Source organism: Klebsiella sp. 10982, assembly GCF_048589245.1.
GTDB classification, from domain to species: domain Bacteria; phylum Pseudomonadota; class Gammaproteobacteria; order Enterobacterales; family Enterobacteriaceae; genus Klebsiella; species Klebsiella quasivariicola.
The window spans coordinates 1-24,049 of sequence record NZ_JBMAXV010000034.1 but is presented as its reverse complement, the minus strand read 5'-3'; the positions used below and the strand labels follow the sequence as shown (position 1 = coordinate 24,049).

General features: G+C 57.7%; 17 protein-coding genes. 6 read left to right on the top strand and 11 right to left on the bottom strand.

The window, feature by feature from the left end:
• Nucleotides 1–4 precede the first annotated feature (4 nt).
• On the top strand, nt 5–745 hold the full coding sequence (gene pflA / locus ACKLKD_RS21185) for a pyruvate formate lyase 1-activating protein (RefSeq protein WP_002898145.1): 741 nt from the start codon (nt 5–7) through the stop codon (nt 743–745).
• 163 nt (nt 746–908) lie between these two features.
• On the opposite strand, the gene ACKLKD_RS21180 is transcribed toward pflA, so the two are convergent.
• The 9 genes from ACKLKD_RS21180 to lrp all read right to left on the bottom strand — a co-directional run bounded on the left by ACKLKD_RS21180 (nt 909) and on the right by lrp (nt 14,791).
• Complete coding sequence (locus tag ACKLKD_RS21180) at nt 909–2,057, bottom strand: MFS transporter (RefSeq protein ID WP_025712967.1); 1,149 nt, start codon at nt 2,055–2,057, stop codon at nt 909–911.
• 275 nt (nt 2,058–2,332) lie between these two features.
• On the bottom strand, nt 2,333–3,196 hold the full coding sequence (locus ACKLKD_RS21175) for a dimethyl sulfoxide reductase anchor subunit family protein (protein ID WP_025712968.1): 864 nt from the start codon (nt 3,194–3,196) through the stop codon (nt 2,333–2,335).
• 1 nt (nt 3,197) lies between these two features.
• The gene (locus ACKLKD_RS21170; RefSeq protein WP_025712969.1) at nt 3,198–3,815 is read right to left on the bottom strand and encodes a DMSO/selenate family reductase complex B subunit; all 618 of its coding nucleotides are present in this window, start codon (nt 3,813–3,815) and stop codon (nt 3,198–3,200) included.
• 10 nt (nt 3,816–3,825) lie between these two features.
• Complete coding sequence (dmsA, locus tag ACKLKD_RS21165) at nt 3,826–6,264, bottom strand: dimethylsulfoxide reductase subunit A (protein WP_080897564.1); 2,439 nt, start codon at nt 6,262–6,264, stop codon at nt 3,826–3,828.
• Nucleotides 6,265–6,461: 197 nt separating this feature from the next.
• Nucleotides 6,462–7,754, bottom strand: a complete 1,293-nt coding sequence (serS, locus tag ACKLKD_RS21160; protein WP_049162601.1) for a serine--tRNA ligase — start codon at nt 7,752–7,754, stop codon at nt 6,462–6,464.
• Nucleotides 7,755–7,845: 91 nt separating this feature from the next.
• Nucleotides 7,846–9,189, bottom strand: coding sequence for a replication-associated recombination protein RarA (gene rarA, locus ACKLKD_RS21155; RefSeq protein ID WP_025712972.1), 1,344 nt, complete (start codon nt 9,187–9,189; stop codon nt 7,846–7,848).
• An 8-nt stretch (nt 9,190–9,197) separates the two neighbouring features.
• The gene (gene lolA / locus ACKLKD_RS21150; RefSeq protein WP_004201368.1) at nt 9,198–9,809 is read right to left on the bottom strand and encodes an outer membrane lipoprotein chaperone LolA; all 612 of its coding nucleotides are present in this window, start codon (nt 9,807–9,809) and stop codon (nt 9,198–9,200) included.
• A 122-nt stretch (nt 9,810–9,931) separates the two neighbouring features.
• A complete protein-coding gene (gene ftsK, locus ACKLKD_RS21145) occupies nt 9,932–14,161 on the bottom strand; it encodes a DNA translocase FtsK (RefSeq protein ID WP_080897565.1) in 4,230 nt (1,409 codons plus the stop codon).
• A 135-nt stretch (nt 14,162–14,296) separates the two neighbouring features.
• Nucleotides 14,297–14,791 (bottom strand): leucine-responsive transcriptional regulator Lrp, encoded by a 495-nt coding sequence (gene lrp / locus ACKLKD_RS21140; protein WP_000228469.1) that lies wholly within the window; start codon nt 14,789–14,791, stop codon nt 14,297–14,299.
• Nucleotides 14,792–15,325: 534 nt separating this feature from the next.
• On the opposite strand from lrp, the gene trxB reads away from it, so the two are divergent.
• From trxB to infA, 5 genes are all read left to right on the top strand, one after another.
• Nucleotides 15,326–16,294, top strand: coding sequence for a thioredoxin-disulfide reductase (gene trxB / locus ACKLKD_RS21135; RefSeq protein WP_004201366.1), 969 nt, complete (start codon nt 15,326–15,328; stop codon nt 16,292–16,294).
• A gap of 114 nt (nt 16,295–16,408) precedes the next feature.
• On the top strand, nt 16,409–18,175 hold the full coding sequence (cydD, locus tag ACKLKD_RS21130) for a heme ABC transporter permease/ATP-binding protein CydD (protein ID WP_080897566.1): 1,767 nt from the start codon (nt 16,409–16,411) through the stop codon (nt 18,173–18,175).
• Complete coding sequence (cydC, locus tag ACKLKD_RS21125) at nt 18,176–19,897, top strand: heme ABC transporter ATP-binding protein/permease CydC (protein WP_080897567.1); 1,722 nt, start codon at nt 18,176–18,178, stop codon at nt 19,895–19,897. It begins immediately after the preceding gene.
• A 39-nt stretch (nt 19,898–19,936) separates the two neighbouring features.
• Entirely contained in the window at nt 19,937–20,641 is a 705-nt protein-coding gene (gene aat, locus ACKLKD_RS21120) for a leucyl/phenylalanyl-tRNA--protein transferase (RefSeq protein ID WP_025712976.1), read from the top strand.
• 350 nt (nt 20,642–20,991) lie between these two features.
• Entirely contained in the window at nt 20,992–21,210 is a 219-nt protein-coding gene (gene infA / locus ACKLKD_RS21115) for a translation initiation factor IF-1 (protein WP_001040187.1), read from the top strand.
• Between the two features lie 113 nt (nt 21,211–21,323).
• Here the strand turns inward: infA and clpA are convergent, their stop codons facing one another.
• Complete coding sequence (clpA, locus tag ACKLKD_RS21110; protein WP_025712977.1) at nt 21,324–23,603, bottom strand: ATP-dependent Clp protease ATP-binding subunit ClpA; 2,280 nt, start codon at nt 23,601–23,603, stop codon at nt 21,324–21,326.
• A gap of 30 nt (nt 23,604–23,633) precedes the next feature.
• Entirely contained in the window at nt 23,634–23,951 is a 318-nt protein-coding gene (gene clpS / locus ACKLKD_RS21105; RefSeq protein WP_025712978.1) for an ATP-dependent Clp protease adapter ClpS, read from the bottom strand.
• Nucleotides 23,952–24,049 lie beyond the last annotated feature (98 nt).

The window sequence follows — 24,049 nt, the reverse complement described above, 5'->3', positions numbered from 1 at the left end:
CGCAATGTCAGTTATTGGTCGCATTCACTCCTTTGAATCCTGTGGCACCGTCGATGGCCCGGGCATCCGTTTTATTACCTTTTTCCAGGGCTGCCTGATGCGCTGCCTGTACTGCCATAACCGTGACACCTGGGATACCCACGGCGGCAAAGAAATTACCGTTGAAGAGTTAATGAAAGAGGTGGTGACCTATCGTCACTTTATGAACGCTTCCGGCGGTGGCGTTACTGCGTCGGGCGGCGAGGCGATCCTGCAGGCGGAGTTTGTTCGCGACTGGTTCCGCGCCTGTAAAAAAGAAGGGATTCATACCTGTCTGGATACCAACGGCTTCGTCCGTCGCTACGATCCGGTTATCGACGAGCTGCTGGAAGTGACTGACCTGGTGATGTTGGATCTCAAGCAGATGAACGATGAAATCCACCAGAACCTGGTCGGCGTTTCTAACCACCGTACCCTTGAGTTTGCCCAGTATCTGGCGAAAAAGAATATCAATGTCTGGATCCGCTACGTCGTGGTTCCGGGGTGGTCAGACGATGATGACTCCGCGCATCGTCTGGGCGAATTTACCCGCGATATGGGCAACGTCGAGAAAATCGAGCTGCTGCCCTACCATGAGCTGGGCAAACACAAATGGGTGGCGATGGGTGAAGAGTACAAGCTGGACGGCGTCCACCCGCCGAAGAAAGAGACCATGGAGCGGGTGAAAGGTATTCTTGAGCAGTATGGTCACAAGGTGATGTACTAAGAGCCTCATCAGGGTCGGTGGTGCGCTTACGCCGGCCCGAAGCGACACTGGAAATCGTTCCAGCCCCGCCATTGATCCTCATGAAAAGCGCAATGCCGTCTTTGCAGTGGAAAGCATGCGATAGAAACAGCTGACGTGCAGCCTTCGCTACACGTCAGAATGGTTATGCGTGCGCCACCGGCGTCGGATGATGTCCGGCTTTGCGCAGCAGCGTCAGCAGATAGATAAACGACACGCTGGCGATCATGATAAACAGCAGGTTGTCGGAGAAGTTCTGCATCAGCATCGCCGTCAGAGTCGGACCCAGCAGACTACCGATGGTATAGCTCATCAGCAGCGCCTGATTCATCGCCACCAGCTGATGGTGCTCCACTTTCTCACAGGCCCAGGCCATCGCCACCGGATACAGCGTGAAACCGGATGCCCCAAGCACAAACAGCGCCGGCGCCATTGCCGCCTGACTAAGCATCGCCAGACAGCCGATGATCACTACAAAAACCTGCACCCGCAGCACCAGCAGGCGACCATAGCGGTCAGCCAGGCGCCCTACCGGCCACTGGCCGAGGATACCCGCACTAACCATCACCGCCATCCAGAAGCCGATACCGGCGTCGCTGACGCCCTGATGGTTCAGCCACAGCGGCATCAGGCCATACAGCGAACCGAGGACAATACCCGAAATAATGCAGCCATTGACCCCGTGGCGCGCCTGGCGCAGCTTCAGCATCGGCCAGATACGTACCGTTTCATGTGGCTCCTCAGCCTGCCCCATAATGCGGGTAAACAGCAGCGGCAGGATCGCCGCCAGCGCCAGCCCGGTCACCCACGGCAGGACGCTCATTAAATCGGTGGGTAATTTACTGACCATCAGCTGGCCCAGCACCGTTCCGACATAATAGACCATCATATATGCCGCCAGCAGGCGACCACGGCTGCGGGAAGTCCCGCTGCAAACCAGCGCGCTTTCCACCACCACCCAGATCATTGCACAACCTACACCAGCGATAAAACGCCAGCTTAGCCACGTCCAGAAGCCAACGGTGATCCCCAGCCCTACGCAGCCGACGGCGAAAATTAACGACGCAAGATAATAGCTGCGGTTAAACCCCAGGCGTTTAATCACCCAGCCAGCCAGCAACGTACCGGCCAGGTTGCCGGTAAAATAGGATGACCCCACCATGCCGACCTGCCAGGTTGGCATATTTTCATGGGCGAGCCAGAGCGGGACGAGCGTATTCAGCACCGCTATCGCCAGGGTCAGTAAAAGCAGGCCACAGAGCAGCATTTGCACTGGCCGGGTATAGATGGTCATGGGTAAAAAACCGTGAGGAATGTTCAGATCGCGAGCGCATCATGCCACCGCTAAAAACATTGTCAATCCACCTGAAATCAGGCCTGACGCGGTTTTGCAGGGCACGATAGAAGTTTTTTATCCACAGAAGGGGGAAAGGTGAGGCAACAGATAATACGCTGTTGTTTTTCTTAATTTATTAATAAATCCCGGCGTTAATTACAGTCGAAAAATTTCATCTATCGACAGCACGTTTTCATCATGCCGGCACGCCTGCGCCGGCATGATGACGCCGATTAACTGGCGACAGCCATCCCCACGGTCATATGCAGACCATAGAATACGCCGCGGCCAATCATCTCGCCCGCCAGCACCAGAACAAAGGCCAGGCCGAGCAGCGAAACCGCCGGTTTACGCCCACGAAGCTGCGGCACACACCAGCAGGCCAGGGCCAGCGCCAACAGCACCACGCGCCAGGCCATAAGCGCGCCGTAATCTGGCACCAGGCTGGAGGCCTGCTGGATTGAGCTGCGGATGGTAGAGAGCTCACTCCCCTGCATCAGCACCACAATCATACTGACCAGCAGCGCCAGCAAAGTCACCACCGGCAGAAGGCGCAGCGCCCAACCGTCAACACCTGCGACGCGCAGCAGCAGGTAGCCCAACAGTGGACCGCCGATAAACAGCGTCAGGAAGAAGCTCAGCGGCGTCCAGACGGTGTACCAGGTCGGCACCGTGTCGATGGTGTTGTAGACCCGCACCATCATCCAGACGAAGATCACGCCCAGCACCATGGTCACCACCAGCCACAGGCTACGCAAACTGGCTGGCAACTTTTTGAACACCGCCAGCAGCCAGCCAATTCCGCCGACAGCGAAGAAGATCGCCCCGCTGGCTATTTCATTACTCAGCGATGAAGCCCCCACACGATTGAGCGAGTTAAAGGCCCGTAGCGGTGAACCGAGATGCATCGTCGAGGCAACAAAACCGATCCCCATCAATACCCACAGGCCGAACATGCTCCCCACGACGCGCTGCTCCTGCTCACGGGAAAGTTTGCCCGTCATCAGCGCCAGCGCCAGGACGATAAAGCCGCCCACGACGCACTGGCCAAAGACTGTAAAGATCATCAGCGGCCATTCATGCCATCCGTTACCCATCTCACACCTCCTTCGGATTCGCCAGGTAACCGGTGGTATCACCACACGGCCGGGCATTGGCGTTAGGTTTGATCACAATGCTCGGCCGGGTGAAATGCGCCGACGGCAGCGGCGCCACCGCGGCCAGCTGGCCGTGCTTTGCGCGCAGCTCGGCAATCGGACCGAAATCGAGCGCCCGCAGCGGGCAGGACTCGACGCAGATCGGTTTTTTCCCCTCGGCGACGCGCTCATGGCAGCCATCGCACTTGGTCATATGGCCTTTGTCGGCGTTGTACTGCGGCGCGCCATACGGACAGGCCATATGGCAGTAGCGGCAGCCAATACAGACATCTTCGTTGACCACCACAAAACCATCTTCGCGCTTGTGCATTGCGCCGCTCGGACAAACCTTGGTACAGGCCGGATCTTCGCAGTGGTTGCAGGCGATGGAGAGGTAATAAGCAAAAACGTTCTGCTGCCAGACACCGTTGTCTTCCTGCCAGTCACCGCCGGCATACTCATAGATGCGGCGGAAACTGACCTCCGGGGTCAGGTTCTTGTAGTCCTTACAGGCCAGTTCGCAGGTCTTGCAACCGGTGCAACGGGCGGAATCAATAAAAAATCCATACTGAGTTGTCATCGGTTACTCCTTACAGCTTCTCAACCTGAACGAGGTTGGTATGCGACGGGTTCCCCTTCGCCAGCGGCGACGGACGCTGGGTAGTCAGCACATTAATGCTGCCCGCCTGATCCACGCGCGAGGCGTCCGGGTTATACCAGGCCCCTTCCCCCAGCGCGACAACGCCGGGCATCATGCGCGGCGTTACTTTCGCTTCGATATGCACTTCACCACGGTCGTTGAAGATGCGAATGCGATCGCCGTTGGCAATGCCGCGCTTGCGGGCGTCGATGGGGTTAATCCACATCTCCTGCCGACAGGCGGCCTTCAGCACATCAACGTTGCCGTAGGTCGAGTGAACGCGCGATTTATAGTGGAAGCCGGTTAACTGAAGCGGGTATTTCGCCGTCAGCGGGTCGTTATAGTTTTCGAAGCCCGGGGTGTATATCGGCAACGGATCGATGACATCCCCTTCCGGCAGTTCCCAGGTGGCGGCGATTTTCGCCAGCGCCTGCGAATAGATTTCAATCTTGCCCGACGGCGTGGTCAGCGGATTGGCCTGCGGATCCTCGCGGAAGGCTTTGTAGGCCACATGGTGTCCTTGCGGATCGCGCTGCTTATAAATGCCCTGCTGGCGGAAGGTGTCGAAATCCGGCAGGTCGGGCATCGCTTTACGCGACTGCTCATACAGATAGCGCATCCACCCTTCCTGGGTACGGCCTTCAGTAAACTTCTCTTCCACGCCGAGGCGCTTAGCCAGCTCGGTGGTCATCTCATAGATGGTTTTGCATTCGAAACGCGGTTTGATGGCCTGATCGGCAAAGATGACATAGGACATGTTGCCGCAGGAAGCATCCAGCGCGAAATCCATCTGCTCGGAGGCAGTGCAGTCCGGCAGCAGAATATCGGCGTATTTCGCTGACGAAGTCATATGGCAGTCGATGACTACAATCATCTCGCACTTCTTGTCGTCCTGCAGGATCTCGTGAGTACGGTTGATCTCGGAGTGTTGGTTGATCAGACAGTTGCCCGCATAGTTCCAGATCATTTTGATCGGCACGTCGAGCTTATCTTTACCACGCACCCCGTCACGCAACGCGGTCATTTCCGGACCGCGTTCAATCGCATCTGTCCACATAAACATCGAGATGCTGGTCTGAACCGGATTCTCCAGCGTCGGCATGCGCTCAAACGGCAGGCTGTAGGAGCCCTCGCGCGCGCCGCTGTTGCCGCCGTTGATCCCGACGTTACCCGTCAGGATAGCCAGCATCGAGATAGCCCGGGTGGCGATTTCGCCGTTGGCGTGACGCTGCGGGCCCCAGCCCTGGCTGATATAGGCCGGTTTGGCGGTGGCAATTTCGCGCGCCAGTTTAACAATGCGTTCGCGCGGAATACCGGTAATCGTCGAGGCCCACTCCGGCGTTTTGGCGATACCATCAGCGCCCTGGCCAAGAATGTAAGCTTTGTAGTGACCATTGGCTGGCGCATCGGCGGGCAAAGTTTTCTCGTCGTATCCCACGCAGTATTTATCAAGGAACGGCTGATCGACCAGATTCTCGGTGATCATCACCCACGCCAGACCCGATACCAGCGCCGCATCGGTACCTGGGCGAATCGGGATCCACTCATCTTCGCGCCCGGCGCCGGTATCGGTATAGCGCGGGTCGATGATGATCATGCGGGCATTAGATTTCTGCCGCGCCTGCTCAAGGTAGTAGGTCACCCCGCCGCCGCTCATCCGCGTTTCGCCGGGGTTATTGCCGAACAGCACCACCAGCTGGCTGTTTTCAATATCCGACGGGCTATTGCCGTCGGCCCAGCCGCCGTAGGTATAATTGAGGCCCTCGGCAATCTGCGCTGACGAGTAATCGCCGTAGTGGTTGAGATAGCCGCCGCAGCAGTTCATCAGGCGGGCAATCAGCGTTTTGCCCGGCGGCCAGGAACGAGTCAGCGTCCCGCCGAGCGTACCGGTGCCGTAGTTCAGATAGATAGATTCATTGCCGTACTCTTTAATCAGCCGCTGCGTAGTGCTGGCGATGATATCGAAGGCCTCTTCCCAGCTGATTTGCTCGAATTTCCCTTCACCGCGTTTACCAACGCGCTTCATCGGGTACTTCAGGCGATCCGGATTATAGACACGACGGCGCATCGAGCGGCCACGCAGACAAGCGCGAACCTGATGCAGGCCATCGTAGTTGTCATCGCCGGTATTATCGGTTTCTACGTACTTAATCGCATCATCCACCACGTGCATACGCAGCGGGCAGCGGCTACCGCAGTTGACAGTGCAGGCGCTCCAGACCACCTTCTCGCTGGTCGGGGCAGGCGTATCTGCGGCATGCGCCATCCGGGTAAAGGGTAACGTTAGTGCGTTGCTGGCCAGCGCCAGGCCGCCAATCGCCGTGGTTTTCATTAAACCACGGCGGCTTACCTCAGCAGCCAGTAAAGCATCGGGGGCTTTAATTTTCATGGATACTCGCTTTGGTTGCTCACAATAAACTGATAAGCGCTATATAGTCATATATATAATGCTTTGAAATATTATTGGTTTTTTATGCTGATTTAATCCAAAGGGAGTATCACTGCATTCGTAGAATGGATTATTGCCCGGTATCAATAAGGGCGTAAAAAAAGCGCCCGCAGGCGCTTTTAGGGAGAGAGAAACGTTTAGCCGATATATTCGAGGCCGCGCATATACGGGCGCAGAATTTCCGGAATTTCGATACGGCCATCGGCCTGCTGATAGTTTTCCATCAGCGCCACCAGGGTACGACCGACCGCCAGGCCAGAACCATTCAGGGTATGAACGAGACGGGTCTTCTTGTCGGACTTGCTGCGGCAGCGAGCCTGCATACGCCGCGCCTGGAAATCCCAGACGTTAGAGCAGGAAGAGATTTCACGGTAGGTGTTCTGCGCCGGGACCCACACTTCCAGATCGTAGGTTTTACAGGCGCTGAAGCCCATATCGCCGGTGCACAGCGCGACCTTACGGTACGGCAGGCCCAGCAGCTGCAGCACTTTCTCAGCGTGGCCGGTCATCTCTTCCAGCGCCGCCATGGAGTCTTCCGGACGGACGATCTGCACCATTTCAACCTTGTCGAACTGGTGCATACGGATCAGACCACGGGTGTCACGACCATAAGACCCGGCTTCAGAGCGGAAGCACGGTGTATGGGCAGTCATTTTGATCGGCAGGTCGTCTTCGTCGATGATTTCATCGCGCACCAGGTTGGTCAGCGGCACTTCTGCCGTCGGGATCAGCGCGTAGTTGCTGCTGTCAGCTTCTTCTTCCAGCGGACGAGTATGGAACAGGTCGCCGGCGAATTTCGGCAGCTGACCGGTGCCATACAGGGTGTCCTGGTTTACCAGGTACGGGACATAGTTTTCGCTATAGCCATGCTGTTCAGTGTGCAGATCCAGCATGAACTGCGCCAGAGCACGGTGCAGGCGGGCCAGCTGGCCTTTCATCACCACAAAGCGCGAGCCGGTCAGCTTAACGGCGGCGGCAAAATCCAGTCCCCCGTGCATTTCACCCAGCGTGACGTGATCGCGCACGTCGAAATCGAACTGGCGCGGCGTTCCCCAGCGGCTAACTTCGACGTTGTCGTTTTCATCACGGCCAACCGGTACGTCATCATGAGGAATATTCGGGATTGCCAGCGCGATATCGCGAATTTCTGCCAGCAACGTTTCCAGCTCGGATTTCGCGGCATCCAGCTGTTCGCCAAGTTTATTCACTTCCAGGCGTAATGGCTCGATGTCTTCCCCGCGCGCTTTCGCCTGGCCAATGGATTTCGATCGGGAGTTACGCTCCGCCTGCAGGTTTTCCGTTTGCACCTGCAGAACTTTACGACGCTCTTCAAGCGCGCGAAGTTTATCTACATCCAGCTTAAAGCCCCGGCGTGCCAGTTTTTCTGCGACTGCGTCTGGCTCGGTACGCAGCAGATTGGGATCGAGCATGCTTATCCTGTGCTTATCGAATTAAATAAAGAAAAATGGCCGCAGACTACGGCCACGGAAATAGAGTAATAACCTTACCGCAACGCCTCAATTAGCGGTAGCGTTTTATCGGGCTATTTTGATCCTGTTCAGCGAGCCAGGCGAGCTTTTCGCCAATTTTGCCCTCAAGCCCCCGGTTTGTCGGGCGATAATAGCGCGTTTGCGCCATTTCCTGCGGGAAGTACTGCTCGCCGGCGGCATAGGCGTTGGGTTCGTCATGAGCGTAACGATACTCCTGCCCGTAACCCATCTCTTTCATCAGCTTCGTCGGCGCATTGCGCAGATGCACCGGAACGTCATAGTCAGGACGCTCCCGCGCGTCGGCCAGCGCCGCTTTAAAGGCAGTGTAGACGGCGTTGCTTTTCGGCGCGCAGGCCAGATAGACAATGGCCTGAGCAATCGCCCGTTCGCCTTCCGCCGGCCCGACGCGGGTAAAGCAATCCCAGGCCGAAATAGCGACCTGCATCGCCCGCGGGTCGGCGTTGCCGACATCTTCCGAGGCAATTGCCAGGCAGCGGCGAGCAACGTACAGCGGATCGCCCCCGGCGGTGATGATCCGCGCGTACCAGTAGAGCGCCGCATCCGGCGCGCTGCCGCGCACCGACTTATGCAGGGCGGAAATCAAATCGTAGAACCGGTCGCCTTTGTTATCAAAACGCGCGCTGCGCTCACCGGCGATCTCGGTCAGCAGTTCCGCCTTCAGCACCCGCTTGCCCGAGTCATCGCTCTCGGCCATATCGGCCATCATTTCCAGGGTATTCAGCGCCCGACGCGCGTCGCCGTTCACCAGTTCGGCGATGGCCTTGCGGGTCTCATCCGGCAGAATAATATCCTGGTCGCCGTAGCCGCGGGACTTATCGTTCATCGCCTGGTCAAGCACCTGCTCGATATCGTCGGTGGTCAGCGATTTCAGTAAGTAGACGCGAGCGCGGGAGAGCAGCGCCGAGTTAAGCTCAAAGGAGGGGTTTTCGGTGGTCGCACCGATAAAAGTGATGGTGCCGTCTTCAATATGCGGCAGAAAGGCATCCTGTTGACTTTTATTAAAGCGATGCACTTCGTCAACAAACAGGATGGTTCGCCGGCCAGCGTTGCGATTCTGCCGCGCGCGCTCAATAGCCTCGCGGATCTCTTTCACGCCGGAGGTTACCGCCGAGATCCGTTCGACATCGGCGCTGGCGTAGCGGGCAATCACTTCCGCGAGGGTGGTCTTGCCGGTACCCGGCGGTCCCCAGAGGATCATCGAATGCAGGTGCCCGGCCTCAATGGCCCGCGGCAGGGGTTTACCCGGCGCCAGCAGATGCTGCTGGCCAATATACTGCGCTAAATTTTCTGGCCGCATGCGAGCGGCCAGAGGTTGAAACGCATTGTCGGAAAAATCGAGCGACAGATTGCTCACTTTCGCCTCTACTTACGTTGATCGTCCACCGTCACCCCTTTCGGCGGCGTAAAGGTGAACTTAGATGCGTCGACGGCGCCGTTCTGCTGCGATTTCAGCTGATAGCTGCTGCGCTGATCGTCCTGCTCGACGGCGCTGAACTGATGGATGGTGCCGTCCCGACCGACGTTGATCGTGAACTGCTTCAGGTTACCGCTGCCGCTTTTCGGTGTCAGAACAAAATCATCGCCGTTTTGCTTGATATTGTACTGCTGCCAGTCGCTGGACTGATTGCGAGCGATCAGCATAAACGGCGTGTTGCTGGTGGCGTCTTTCAGCCAGGTTGCCGTAGCCTGCTCCACGAACGGGTTGTAGAACCACAGCGTTTTGCCGTCCGAGACAAGAACGCTTTCATCCGGCTGGGTCATATGCCAGTTAAACAGATTAGGGCGTTTTACCCACAGGTCGCCCTGTCCGTCCTGCACGGCGTTACCGCTGCCGTCGGTCACTTTTTGCGTGAAGCTGGCATGGAAGCTGCTCACTTTATCAAGACGGCTTTTCAAGTCACTGGCCGCATCTGCCCAGACCTGGCTGACGACCATACCAGACAGTAATGCACAGGTGATTGCGAGTTTTTTCATTGTTCTTCCTTAATGTGCGTCACTCCCGACGCGGGAGCCTCTTCTGTCCCTAATGTAGGACCGCCGACGGCGGCGGGACAGAAGAATTGGCTGATTTTGCGCTTATTTACCCAACTTTGCACTCATTCAAAGGGCGGTGGCGCCAGCACTTCGCGGTTACCATTGTGGCCCTGCTCGCTGACGATGCCCTGCGCTTCCATCTGTTCGATAATGCGCGCGGCACGGTTATAGCCGATGCGGAACTGACGCTGCACGCCGGAAATCGACGCTTTACGCTTCTCGGTCACAAAACTGACCGCCTGATCGAACAGCGGGTCCAGCTCTTCGCCGCCATCAAAGCCACCGCCGCCGCCTTCGCTTTCGCTGTCCGAGGTAATGCCATCGACGTACTGCGGACGGCCGCGGGCTTTCCAGTCCTGAACCACGGCGTGGACTTCCTGGTCGCGCACAAATGCGCCGTGGACACGTACCGGCGTAGTGGAATTCGGCCCGGAGTAGAGCATATCCCCCATCCCGAGCAGCGATTCCGCACCGCCCTGATCGAGAATGGTACGCGAGTCAATTTTACTCGATACGGTAAAGGCGATACGCGTCGGGATGTTGGCCTTAATCAGGCCGGTAATAACATCCACTGACGGACGCTGCGTCGCCAGCACCAGGTGGATCCCCGCGGCACGCGCTTTCTGCGCCAGGCGAGCAATCAGCTCTTCCACCTTCTTACCGACGGTCATCATCAGGTCGGCGAATTCATCCACCAGCACCACGATATACGGCAGTTTTTCCAGCACCGGATGCACGGCATCCATACTATCGCCTGGCTTCCAGTACGGATCCGGGATCGGACGCCCCATGCGCGCGGCCTCAGCGATTTTCTCGTTATAGCCCGCCAGGTTACGCACGCCCAACGCCGACATCAGCTTGTAGCGGCGCTCCATCTCGTTGACGCTCCAGCGCAGCGCATTGGCGGCGTCTTTCATGTCGGTGACCACTTCGGTCAGCAGATGCGGAATACCTTCGTAGACCGACAGCTCGAGCATTTTCGGGTCGATCATGATGAAACGCACATCTTCCGGTTGCGCCTTGTAGAGCATGCTGAGGATCATGGCGTTGACGCCGACTGACTTACCAGAACCGGTGGTACCAGCCACCAGCAGATGCGGCATTTTCGCCAGATCGGCTACCACCGGATCGCCTGCGATGTCTTTACCCAACACCACGGTCAATGGCGATGGGTTATCACGGAACTTGGCGTTGTCGAGCACTTCACGCAGGTAGACGGTCTGGCGCTTTTTGTTTGGTAATTCCAGGCCGACATACGGTTTGCCCGGAATAACTTCCACCACGCGCACGGCAACCGTGGACAGTGAACGCGCCAGGTCGCGCGACAGGTTAGAGATACGCGCGGCCTTCACCCCTGGCGCGAGATTAAGCTCGAAACGGGTGATCACCGGCCCCGGCGAGTAGTTGACGACATCCGCTTTAATACGGAAATCGGCCAGACGCGCTTCTACCAGGCGCGCCATCTGCTCAAGAGCAAACGTATCCACCGGTTCGACTTCGCTCGGCGGTGGGGTTAACAGATCCAGCGACGGCAATGGCGTAGTCGGTCTTTGCAGCGGACGGCTATCGCCATTACGCATCAGCAGCGGGTGGATCAGGCTCTCCTGCGGCGCAGGCGCGGCCGGCTGATGCCCCTGCTGGGCAACCGGTTGTTGGTGCTGCACAGGCGGCGCAGTCTGGTATGACTGCGGCGGCGGCGACACTGGCTGATGGTGTACAGGCTGATGCTGCGCAGGTTGATAACCCTGCTGCGGAGCAACGGCCGGTTGTTGATAGTGCGGAGCCGGTTGCGGCGGCTGGGCTTCCGGCGTCGGCGTAAACAGCGGCTCGCTCGGTCCGTCATTGACCAGCGCCTTCATCGGCGAGAATTCGTAATCCGCCGGCGAGAACGGGTTGGCTCCGGGCGGCTGCTCGGTAGCGTAGCGCTGCTGCTGGGTAGCGGCAAACTGGCGCGCCAGCTCCGCTTCCGCCGCGGTGTCGGCATCATCATCATCCGTCGCGCTATCGTCTTCCCAGCGATGACCATAGCGTTGCTGTTGAGTGGCAGCGAACTGGCGAGCCAGTTCATCCTGCTCCATAGCATCCGCTTCCTCATCCGAGAGCAGCTCATCATCGTAATGCGGGTTACGCTCCGCCTGTCGCGCACGCTGTTCAGCTTCCCGCTGCGACGGTAGCTTGATGCCGTAGGAGGCCAGCTCCCGACGCGTCGGGACACGAACGCGGTTTGGCCGCGGTAGTTTTGGCCCAATGCCTTCTTTCACCTGAACTCGCGGTCCGCTCGACGCCGGGCTAAATAATGGCGCAGCCGCAGCGGACGCCGCCGTCGCAGAGGTTGCCGCTGCCGCGCCGCCGCTGGCGGCCGTTGCCTGATGCACCCCTGCCGCGACCGCAGAGACCACGGTTGACTCCACCGGCGGTTTGGACGGTGCGGCAGGCGACGTCAATGGTTTGGTGGCGATCGGGCTTTCTGGTTCAGGAATAGGCTGATACCAGGAAGCCAGCAGCTCCCGTTCACGCGCGCGCTTCTCTTCCACTTCCTCGAAGTAATAGAGCGGCGGACGCTTCACTTCTTCCTGGACAACCTCAGGCTCTGGCTCCGCTGCAGGCACCGGCCCTGGCTCTGGCTGATATGTCTGTGTCGCTGGTTGTCCGGCATACGGATCGTAAGCCGGCGGCTGATTTGACACGGGCTCTGGCTGATACGCCTGCGGCGCTGTCTGCCCGGCATACGGATCGTAAGCCGGCTGCTGATTTGGCACAGGCTCTGGCTGATACGTCTGCGGCGCTGGCTGACCGGCATACGGATCGTAAGCCGGCTGCTGGAACGGCGCTGGCTCTGGCTGATACGCCTGCGGCGCCGGTTGTCCGCCATACGGATCGTAAGCCGGCTGCTGGAACGGCGCTGGCTCTGGCTGATACGCCTGCGGCGCCGGTTGTCCGCCATACGGATCGTAAGCCGGCTGCTGGTACGGCGCGGGTTCAGGCTGATACGCCTGCGGCGCCGGTTGTCCGGCATACGGATCGTAAGCCGGCTGCTGGTTTGGCGCTGGCTGATACGTCTGTGTTACAGGTTGCCCGGTAAGCGGATCGTACGCCTGCGGCGCAGGCTGGCCAGCAGGAGGCTGATAGGCGGTCTGCTGGAAAGGCGCGGGCTCTGGCTGGTACGCCGGCTGCGGCGGATAGCTGGCTTCCGGCTGGTAAACCGGCGCTGCGCCCTGATGGCCCGCAGGTGATTCCGCCCACGCCTGCGGCGCGGCAGTCGCCGCCGCCGCTGCGCCCACCGGCTCAGCGATACTGTGGCCATTCAGCAACGGATCGTAAGGGTCGAAATCACCGGGACGAACGGCGCTGGCGCCGGAGAAAAGGACATCATCATCCGCAGGTCGCGCGGCGCTGGCCCCGGAAAACAGTACATCGTCGGCGGCGACAGGCGCCCCGCTGGCGCTGTATTGCACCGCCTCTTCCCCGTCGTCCATCCGTTTGCCGGAGAAAAGCGCAGCGTCAGTTTTACGCCCCATGGGATTAGTAAACTTCTCGGCCAGACGCTTACGCCGCGCCAGCGCGCTGCGTAAGATGCGGGTGCGACGCGACTCCTGCGGCTTGGCCGCCTCTTCGTCGTCGTACTCTTCCTCGTCGTCTTCGTATTCGCCTTCATCGACCCAGGTATCGTCCCGGCGGGTACGGTTGCTGGCAAAGGTGAGCACCGACAAGATACCGCCGCCCAGTTTTTCCGCAATACTGACCCATGACCAGCCGGTGAATAGCGTCAGGCCGGCAGCCCAAATGCACAACAGGGCGATAGTGCCGCCGCTACTGTGCAACAGCGGTTGCAGCGTGGTGCTCAGCAGACTGCCGATCACCCCGCCTGAGGCAAAGTACCAGATATCATCGGCGTTAATCGCCGCCAGACCACAAGAGGTCAGAATCAGAGCTAACGCGCCAATGAGGCGTAGGGAAACGGCAAAGTAATCAATGTATTCGTCGTTTTCCTGGTGTCGCCAGGCAAACCAGCATCCCCCGATAATGATCACCGGGATGGTGTAGGCCATGACGCCAAAAATAAAAAAGAGGGTATCGGCAAGCCACGCGCCGGGAGCACCGCCTAAATTATGAATAGGCTCATGCCATGCCGTTTGCGACCAGCTTGGATCCGAGGGGTTAAAGCTCAGTAGTGCCGCCATCAGCCAGATGGCGAAGAGGGAGCAAAGGATGAGCATCGCCTCAAGGAGTCGGCGCCCGCTGCTGAGTTTGGTTAGTTTGACTTCTTTGTCTTCGGTGTATTCCTGGCTCAAGAAAGGCTCTCCAGGTATCAGGCTGTTTCCTGCCTGCTGCTAAAACGGACAACAGCGCCGGGTCTCCCCGGCACTGTTGCTGTATGGATTAACAGGAGTGTAATCAAACTACGTCGATTTTGCACCTGTTCCGTGTTAGCGCGTCTTAATAACCAGACGATTACTTTGCTTGACTTCTTCCATCACCACGTAGGTACGGGTGTCGTTAACGCCCGGCAGGCGCAGCAAGGTCTCACCCAGTAATTTACGATACGCTGACATATCCGGCACGCGGGTTTTCAACAGATAGTCGAAATCACCGGAAACCAGATGACACTCTTGAATTTCTTCAAGTTTTTGCACTGCGGCGTTAAATTGCTCAAACACATCCGGTGCGCCACGATTCAGAGTAATCTCAACAAATACCAGAAGTGATGCATCCAGATAATGCGGATTGAGCAGCGCCGTATAGCCCTGAATAAAACCCTGTCTTTCAAGACGACGCACACGCTCAAGGCAAGGCGTCGGAGAAAGTCCCACCCGTTTAGAAAGCTCGACGTTAGAAATTCGCCCATCTTTTTGCAATTCATTCAGGATGTTACGATCAATGCGGTCGAGATCTTTGCCAGGGCGCTTCTTGCTATCTACCATTATTATTGTCTCTCTGTATTCCTTCCCTACTCCTGTTCCGGCCCTGTGCCTTCACTGCCAGAGCCCATCCTGTTATTACCCGCGTACGACATTGGGTAACCCAGGGGTACGTGAGAAGCCCGTTGCCTGACGGCAGTCACCGACATCACGCATGGCGTCTGTCCACACCATGCGTAGATTTCGTTAACCCGGATAAAAATGGCATTTGCGTGCATGAAAATTCGCCGCACGCCAAATACTGCTTTTCTTCTTCCTTGAATGTTTTCGCAAAAGCACAGGGGATTGTCAAAGCAAAACATCGATTTTTAGTACAAGATGCCAGATATTCATCATCCGCCCTGGTTGATTCTCATTTTTTCGTCTTATAATTGTCCCGCCGACAGTAGAAATAGTTATATTGTTCGCCGGTAAACCCCCCCATTCATCGGTCGCTTCTATTGCATACATCGTTAACAAAATCGCTGTGCTCTTTTTTTACGACAACAAATTCCCTACAATCCCAGCCCAATGTATGCCAATTATTATGGGGATCTCATGGGCACAGCCAAACACAGTAAACTGCTTATCCTTGGTTCTGGACCTGCGGGATACACCGCGGCGGTCTATGCCGCACGCGCCAACCTGCAGCCGGTGCTGATCACCGGGATGGAAAAAGGCGGTCAGCTGACCACCACGACGGAAGTGGAAAACTGGCCAGGCGATCCGAACGATCTCACCGGTCCGCTGCTGATGGAGCGCATGCACGAGCATGCCACCAAATTTGAAACCGAGATCATTTTCGACCATATCAGCCGCGTCGATCTGCAAAACCGCCCGTTCCGTCTGACAGGCGACAGCGGCGAGTACACCTGTGACGCCCTGATCATCGCCACTGGCGCTTCCGCCCGTTACCTGGGTCTGCCTTCCGAAGAGGCATTCAAAGGCCGCGGCGTTTCCGCTTGCGCCACCTGTGACGGATTCTTCTATCGCAACCAGAAAGTAGCAGTCATCGGCGGCGGCAACACCGCAGTTGAAGAGGCTCTGTATCTGTCGAATATCGCCTCTGAGGTACATCTGATCCACCGCCGCGATTCTTTCCGTGCGGAAAAAATCCTCATCAAGCGTCTAATGGACAAAGTCGAAAGCGGTAACATCGTGCTGCATACCGACCGTACCCTCGAAGAAGTGACTGGCGACCAGATGGGCGTCAGCGGCCTGCGTCTGCGCGATACCAAAAACAGCGACAACGTCGAGTCTCTGGAAGTGGCAGGCCTGTTCGTTGCCATTGGCCACAGCCCGAACACCGCCATCTTTGAAGGTCAGCTGGAACTGGAAAACGGCTATATCAAAGTGCAGTCCGGGATCCATGGCAACGCCACTCAGACCAGCATTCCGGGTGTATTCGCCGCTGGCGATGTCATGGACCATATCTACCGTCAGGCGATCACCTCTGCGGGCACCGGCTGTATGGCGGCGCTGGACGCCGAACGGTACCTCGACGGTCTGGCTGACGCTTGCAAATAATCTTTACAAGTCAGTAACAAAGGTAAAGAAGGCGACGAAAAGTCGCCTTTATTTTTGCCGCGATGTAACATTGCCGTGCCTAATATTCCCATAACGACACCTGCAAAGCGCGCAATGAATAAAACCCGTCAACAAGAGTTAACCCGCTGGTTAAAACAGCAAAGTATTATCTCCCGTCGCTGGTTGATGATTTCCCGCCTGCTTGGCGTGGCGAGCGGTCTGCTGATCGTGGCGCAGGCCTGGTTCCTGGCGCGGATCCTGCACCGAATGGTGATGGAGAATATTCCAGCGACCGCCCTGCTGCTCCCGCTGACCCTGCTGATACTCACCTTTGTGCTGCGCGCCTGGGTGGTCTGGCTGCGTGAGCGGGTCGGCTTTCAGGCCGGGCAGCATATCCGCTATGAGATTCGCCGCCAGGTTCTTGACCGTCTCCAGCAGGCAGGCCCGGCGTGGATTCAGGGCAAACCGGCCGGCAGCTGGGCAACGCTTATTCTTGAGCAAATCGACGACATGCACGATTATTATGCCCGCTACCTGCCCCAGATGACGCTGGCGGCCTGCGTGCCGCTGCTGATCGTTATCACGATTTTTCCGATTAACTGGGCCGCCGCGCTAATCCTTCTCGGCACCGCCCCGCTGATCCCGCTTTTCATGGCGCTGGTCGGAATGGGCGCCGCCGACGCCAACCGGCGTAACTTCCAGGCGCTGGCCCGCCTCAGCGGCCACTTCCTCGACCGCCTGCGCGGCATGGAAACCTTACGTATTTTTCATCGCGGTCAGGCAGAAACCGATAATATTCGCGACGCCTCGCAGGATTTTCGCCAACGCACCATGGAAGTCCTGCGCCTGGCCTTCCTCTCCTCCGGGGTTCTGGAGTTTTTCACCTCCCTGTCCATTGCGCTGGTAGCGGTCTACTTCGGCTTCTCTTATCTTGGCGAGCTGAACTTCGGCCACTATGGCGCGGGCGTTACGCTGATGGCGGGATTTCTGACGCTGATCCTCGCCCCGGAATTTTTCCAGCCCTTACGTGATCTGGGCACCTTCTACCATGCCAAAGCCCAGGCCGTAGGCGCCGCGGATAGCCTGAAAACGTTTATGGAAACCCCGCTGACCCAGGTGGAGCGCGGCGAGAAAACCTTAAATGATAACGATTTGATTGGCGTGGAAGCGCGCGATCTGGTGATCAAATCTCCGGAAGGTAAAGTCCTGGCCGGGCCGCTTAACTTTTCACTGCCGGCCGGCGCTCGTGTGGTGCTGGTCGGCCAGAGCGGATCCGGGAAAAGCTCTTTACTCAACACACTGCTCGGCTTTTTGCCCTATGAGGGTTCGCTGAAGATCAACGGCACAGAGCTGCGCGAGCTGGACGCCGAACGCTGGCGCCGCCTGCTGAGCTGGGTGGGGCAGAATCCCCAGCTACCTGCCGCCACGCTGCGGGAGAATGTGCTGCTGGCATGGCCCGAAGCCAGCGAAGCGCAGCTTCGGCTGGCGCTCGACAAGGCCTGGGTCAGCGAATTCATCTCTCTGCTGCCACAGGGGATCCATACCGCCGTGGGCGATCAGGCGGGTCGTCTGTCGGTTGGCCAGGCGCAGCGTATCGCGGTCGCCCGCGCGCTATTGGTGCCCTGCCGCCTGCTGCTGCTGGATGAGCCCGCCGCCAGCCTCGACGCCCATAGCGAACAGCGGGTCATGCAGGCCCTGACCCACGCCTCCACCCAACAAACCACGCTGCTGGTCACCCACCAGCTCGAGGGGCTGGCAGACTGGGACGCCGTCTGGGTGATGCAGAACGGACAGATAATCGAACAGGGCGACTACGCCACGCTGGCCCGCGCTGGCGGGGTCTTCTCGGCGCTGCTGGCCCATCGTCAGGAGGAGATTTAAATGCGCGCGCTCTTACCCTATCTGGCACTCTATAAACGCCATAAATGGATGCTGCTGCTTGGCGTCGTGCTGGCCATTGTGACCTTGCTGGCCAGCATCGGCCTGCTGACGCTCTCCGGCTGGTTCCTCTCCGCCTCAGCGGTGGTGGGCGTCGCCGGGATCTACAGTTTTAACTATATGCTGCCTGCCGCGGGCGTTCGCGGCGCGGCGATTATCCGTACCGCCGGGCGCTATTTTGAGCGCCTGGTTAGCCACGACGCGACCTTCCGCGTGCTGCAGCACCTGCGCGTCTTCACCTTCAGCAAACTACTCCCCCTCTCGCCAGCGGGGCTGGCGCGTTTTCGCCAGGGTGAACTGCTCAACCGCGTGGTAGCCGACGTCGATACCCTGGATCATCTCTACCTGCGGGTCATTTCGCCGCTGGTCGGCGCCCTGGTGGTGATTGTGGTGGTGACCTGCGGATTAAGCCTGCTCGACGTCACCCTCGCGCTGACACTCGGCGGCATCATGCTGGTGACCCTGCTGGTCATGCCGCCGCTGTTCTATCGCGCGGGTAAACCGGCCGGAGAGAGTATGACGCAGCTGCGCGGCCAGTATCGCCAACAGCTCACCGCCTGGCTGCAGGGTCAGGCGGAGCTGATGGTATTTAACGCCAGCGACCGCTACCGCGCACAAATGGAAAAGACCGAGCTCAGCTGGCAGGACGCACAGCGCCGTCAGGCCGAGCTGACCGCGCTTTCGCAGGCGGTAATGCTGTTAATCGGTGGCATCGCCGTAGTGGCCATGCTCTGGCTGGCCTCCGCCGGCATCGGCGGCAACAGTCAGCCAGGGGCGCTGATCGCCCTGTTCGTGTTCTGCGCGCTGGCGGCCTTCGAAGCTCTGGCACCGGTCACTGGCGCTTTCCAGCATTTAGGCCAGGTGATCGCCTCCGCGCGGCGGATTTCGCAGATCATCGATCAGCAGCCGGAGGTTACCTTTGTTGAGAGTGAAGCCAACGTGCCAGCACAGGTGGCCTTAACCTTCAGACAGGTCACGTTCCGCTACCCGCAGCAGCCCTCCCCTGCTCTGGAGGATATCTCCCTGCAGATTGCCGCCGGAGAGCATATCGCCATCCTTGGGCGAACCGGCTGCGGAAAATCGACGCTGTTGCAGTTGCTTACCCGCGCCTGGGACCCGACACAGGGGGAGATCTTGCTCAACGACCAGCCGCTGTCACAGATCAGCGAAGCCAGCCTGCGTCAGGCGATGAGCGTGGTGCCGCAGCGGGTGCATCTGTTCAGCGCCACCCTGCGCGACAACCTGTTGCTGGCGGCGCCTGGTTCTGATGACGCAACGCTCTGCGCGACGCTCGAGAAAGTGGGTCTGGAAAAACTGCTGGAAGATAGCGGACTGAACAGCTGGTTGGGCGAAGGCGGACGCCAGCTCTCCGGCGGCGAACTGCGCCGGCTGGCCATTGCCCGTGCATTGCTCCACGATGCGCCGCTGATGTTGCTCGATGAACCGACAGAAGGCCTGGATGCGGGCACCGAAAGCCAGATCCTGCATCTGCTGGCGGAAGTGATGCGCGAGAAAACTGTGCTGATGGTCACCCACCGCCTGCGGGGCCTGGCGCGTTTTAAACAGATAATAGTCATGGACAACGGCCAGATAATTGAGCAAGGTAGTCACGCGGAGCTGCTCGCTAAACAGGGCCGGTACTTCCAGTTTAAACAGCGTCTGTAGGCTATTATCTAATTTTTGCTGATGCGTATTGAGGTTAAAATGCGTCTGGTTCAGCTCTCCCGGCACTCTATCGCCTTCCCCTCTCCGGAAGGCGCCCTGCGAGAACCTAACGGCCTGCTGGCGCTCGGCGGCGATCTGAGCCCCGCGCGGCTGCTGATGGCCTATCAGCGCGGTATTTTCCCCTGGTTTTCTCCCGGCGACCCGATCCTCTGGTGGTCGCCCGATCCCCGGGCGGTACTCTGGCCGGAGCGGTTCCATCTCAGCCGCAGCATGAAACGCTTTCATCAGCGTTCGCCCTACCGCGTCACACTCAATCACGCCTTTGGCGCGGTGATTGAAGGCTGCGCCAGCGATCGTGACGAAGGCACCTGGATAACCAGCAGTATCGTTCGCGCCTATCATCAACTACATGAGCTGGGCCATGCTCACTCCATTGAAGTCTGGCAGGAGAATACGCTGGTGGGAGGAATGTACGGCGTAGCGCAGGGGGCGCTGTTTTGCGGCGAGTCGATGTTCAGCCGGGCGGAAAATGCCTCTAAAACTGCGCTGCTGGTATTCTGCCAGGCTTTTGCGCAGAGCGGCGGTAAATTAATTGACTGTCAGGTGCTGAACAACCATACCGCTTCATTAGGGGCAATGGATATTCCTCGCCGCGATTATCTGGACTATCTCTCGGTATTACGTGGTTACCGTCTGCCTGAACGATTTTGGGTACCGCGGGTGCTATTTCCCGGCGTGCAATAAAATGTTTTCAGCACATTTTGCGTCAGGATGGTATAATTGCGCGGTAGAGTAGCTTCTGCCTGTTGCCCCGCCGCCGTTTGGGAATAATAAGAGTCAGATAACGCCCATCGTTCTGTCACTCCCCTTTACGTTTGCGCCTGTCACGCGGCATGGCCGTGTGTGTCCCGGGCAATGCGCCAAAACTACTTCGGCGATTCATACCCGTCATATTTCCGTTGCCGGTGTGCTGACTATGCGCCTTACGGCAAGGTGAATGATTCAGGGTAGATACGTAAAACTTTACTTACATGATGAACTTCGGCATTATCTTGCCGGTTCAAAACTACGGTAGTGATACCCCAGAGGACTAGATGGCCAAAGAAGACAATATTGAAATGCAGGGCACCGTACTTGAAACGTTGCCTAACACTATGTTCCGCGTAGAACTGGAAAACGGTCACGTGGTAACCGCGCATATCTCCGGTAAAATGCGTAAAAACTACATCCGCATTCTGACGGGCGACAAAGTGACTGTTGAGCTGACCCCGTACGACCTGAGCAAAGGCCGCATTGTCTTCCGTAGTCGCTGATTGTTTTCGCCGCTAAGGCGTCAGATGCTGAAGGCCGGGATATTCCCGGTCTTTTCATTTCTGCATCAGCAAAAAAAACCGGCCTGAGGCCGGTTTTTATGCGGGAGAGATGCTTAGTGGGCGGCTTCCGGTTTGTGCTTCGGTGCGCTCTGGAAGTCGTAGGTCAGCGTGTTTTTCGCGCTGTCCAGGGCAACCGTCACCTGACCACCATCGACCAGCGAGCCAAACAGCAGCTCGTTCGCCAGCGGTTTTTTCAGGTTGTCCTGAATGACGCGTCCCATTGGCCGTGCCCCCATTGCCCGGTCGTAGCCTTTCTCTGCCAGCCAGTCGCGCGCTTCCTGACTTACTTCCAGGGAGACGCCTTTCTGATCCAGCTGAACCTGCAGCTCGACGATAAACTTATCGACAACCTGATGGATCACCGTGGTAGACAGATGATCGAACCAGATAATGTTGTCGAGGCGGTTACGGAACTCCGGCGTAAAGATCTTCTTGATCTCATCCATCGCATCCGGACTGTTGTCCTGCTGGATAAGACCAATCGATTTACGTTCAGTTTCCCGCACCCCGGCATTGGTGGTCATCACCAGCACCACGTTGCGGAAGTCCGCTTTACGGCCGTTGTTATCGGTCAGCGTCCCGTTATCCATCACCTGCAGCAGCAGGTTGAACACATCCGGATGCGCTTTTTCGATCTCATCGAGCAGCAGCACCGCGTGCGGATGTTTAATCACCGCATCGGTCAGCAGCCCGCCCTGATCGAAGCCAACGTAGCCCGGAGGCGCCCCGATTAAACGGCTGACGGTATGACGTTCCATATATTCGGACATGTCAAAACGCAGCAGCTCAATACCCAGCGCCTTCGCCAGCTGCACGGTCACTTCGGTTTTCCCAACCCCGGTAGGCCCGGCGAACAGGAATGACCCAACCGGTTTGTGCTCATGGCCCAGCCCGGCGCGCGCCATTTTGATGGCTTCGGTCAGCGCCTCAATGGCTTTGTCCTGACCAAAGACCAGCATTTTCAGACGATCGCCCAGGTTTTTCAGCGTATCGCGATCGCTCTGGGAGACGCTCTTCTCAGGGATCCGCGCAATGCGCGCTACCACTGATTCGATATCCGCCACGTTGACCGTTTTCTTACGCTTGCTGACCGGCATTAAGCGCGCCCGCGCGCCCGCTTCGTCAATGACGTCAATTGCCTTATCCGGCAGATGACGATCGTTAATGTATTTCACCGCCAGCTCAACCGCCGCACGCACCGCTTTAGCGGTATAACGCACGTCATGGTGCGCTTCGTACTTCGGCTTCAGGCCATTGATGATCTGGACAGTCTCTTCCACCGACGGTTCGGTGATATCGATCTTCTGGAAACGACGGGCCAGCGCACGATCTTTCTCAAAGATGTTGCTGAACTCCTGGTAGGTGGTGGAGCCAATTACCCGGATCTTGCCGCTGGAAAGCAGCGGTTTGATCAGGTTAGCCGCATCGACCTGCCCGCCAGACGCCGCTCCCGCACCGATAATGGTGTGGATTTCATCAATAAACAGGATGCTGTTGGTATCCTGTTCCAGCTGTTTGAGCAACGCTTTAAAGCGTTTTTCAAAATCGCCACGATATTTGGTGCCTGCCAGCAGAGAACCAATGTCGAGCGAGTAAATAGTGCAGTCGGCCATCACTTCCGGCACATCACCCTGCACAATACGCCAGGCAAGGCCTTCGGCGATTGCAGTTTTGCCGACGCCGGATTCACCCACCAACAGCGGGTTATTTTTACGCCGACGGCACAGAACCTGAATGGCGCGCTCCAGCTCTTTTTCACGGCCAATCAGGGGATCAATGCCGCCAACGCGAGCAAGCTGATTGAGGTTGGTGGTGAAGTTTTCCATACGTTCCTCCCCGCCGGCTTGCTCTTCATTACCAGGCTGGCTTCCGCTGTTGTCGGAAGACTGGCTCGGCTCGTCTTTGCGTGTGCCATGAGAAATGAAGTTCACCACATCAAGTCGGCTCACTTCATGTTTACGCAGCAGGTAGGCGGCCTGCGACTCCTGCTCGCTAAAAATCGCCACCAGCACGTTAGCGCCGGTTACTTCGCTGCGGCCAGAAGATTGCACGTGGAAGACAGCGCGCTGCAGCACACGCTGAAAGCTCAGCGTCGGCTGGGTGTCGCGCTCTTCTTCCGTTGCCGGCAGGACGGGTGTGGTTTGTTCGATGAAGGCTTCAAGTTCCTGACGCAATGCCACCAGGTCCACAGAACACGCTTCCAGGGCCTCACGGGCCGAGGGGTTGCTTAGCAGAGCCAGCAGCAAGTGCTCGACAGTCATAAACTCATGACGGTGCTCGCGCGCTCTGGCGAAAGCCATATTTAAACTGAGTTCCAGTTCTTGATTGAGCATAGGCACCTCCCCCAATTTTCATGCCTGTATTCAGGCTTTTTCCAGCGTACACAGCAATGGATGCTCGTTCTCCCTCGCGTACTGATTCACCATAGCGACTTTGGTCTCCGCCACTTCCGCGGTAAATACGCCACAAATCGCCTTACCTTCATAGTGAACCGTGAGCATCAGTTGCGTTGCACGTTCAACATCATAAGAAAAGAATTTTTGTAACACGTCAATAACAAACTCCATTGGAGTGTAGTCATCATTGACCAATATCACTTTATACATAGATGGCGGTTTAATCGCATCACGAACTTCGTCGTCAACCAGTTGCTCGAAGTCCAGCCAATCTCTCTTACTCATCGTCAGTGTTCATCATCGGTTGCTGTTGCCAACAGGCGGAGGCCTGTCGATGACCAGAGGTTATGCTCATCACAAATCTACAATAGATCATAGATAAC